The sequence below is a fragment of the Microcystis aeruginosa NIES-4325 genome (genome assembly GCF_008974145.1).
GTDB lineage: Bacteria > Cyanobacteriota > Cyanobacteriia > Cyanobacteriales > Microcystaceae > Microcystis > Microcystis aeruginosa_G.
This window is the reverse complement of record NZ_BJKP01000103.1, coordinates 1-808: the sequence shown is the minus strand read 5'-3', so window position 1 is coordinate 808 and position 808 is coordinate 1. Positions and strand designations below refer to the sequence as shown.

The following is an 808-nucleotide window of genomic DNA, read 5'->3' as shown; positions in this document are numbered from 1 at the left end:
CCTATCATCAAAAGTTCAAAGGTCAACAAGTAACAGGTATTACCTCAGCCGGATATACACCCAATGAACAACAACATGGCCAAGCGGTGATTCAATCAGATTTTCATGCTTTAGGACGAACTTTTGTGCATTTATTAACCGGAAAACATCCTTTAGAAATTTATGATCCGATTAATGATGTTTTAGCTTGGCGAGAAGAAACGGAGAATATTCACCCGTTATTGTTGGATTTTATTGATGAGTTAATGGGAAGATTGCCCAGGAATAGGCCAGCTAATACTAGGGTTATTTTACAACGTTTAGATGAGATTGAAGGGCAGTTAAAGTTACCTCCTAAACAACCGTCGGTTGTTCCTCAGATTAATTCTTCGGTTTCATCCTTAGATAAAACCCTTACTGGTCATTCTAGCTCGGTTTACTCAGTGGTATATAGTCCTGATGGCTGCTATTTAGCTAGTGGGAGTGGTGACAAAACTATCAAAATTTGGGAAGTAGCAACGGGAAAACAATTGCGTACTCTTACTGGTCATTCTAACTGGGTTAGGTCAGTGGTATATAGTCCCGATGGTCGCTATTTAGCTAGTGGGAGTGGTGACAAAACTATCAAAATTTGGGAAGTAGCAACGGGAAAACAATTGCATACCCTTACTGGTCATTTTAGCTCGGTTTACTCAGTAGCAGATAGTCCTGATGGCTGCTATTTAGCTAGTGGGAGTGGTGACAAAACTATCAAAATTTGGGAAGTAGCAACGGGAAAACAATTGCGTACTCTTACTGGTCATTCTAACTGGGTTAGGTCAGTGGTATA

The 808-nt window shown here is 40.2% G+C and carries 1 pseudogene; it reads left to right on the top strand.

What is annotated here, in order from left to right:
- Positions 1–808: pseudogene (locus MiAbW_RS19160) on the top strand (protein kinase); the annotation flags it as partial.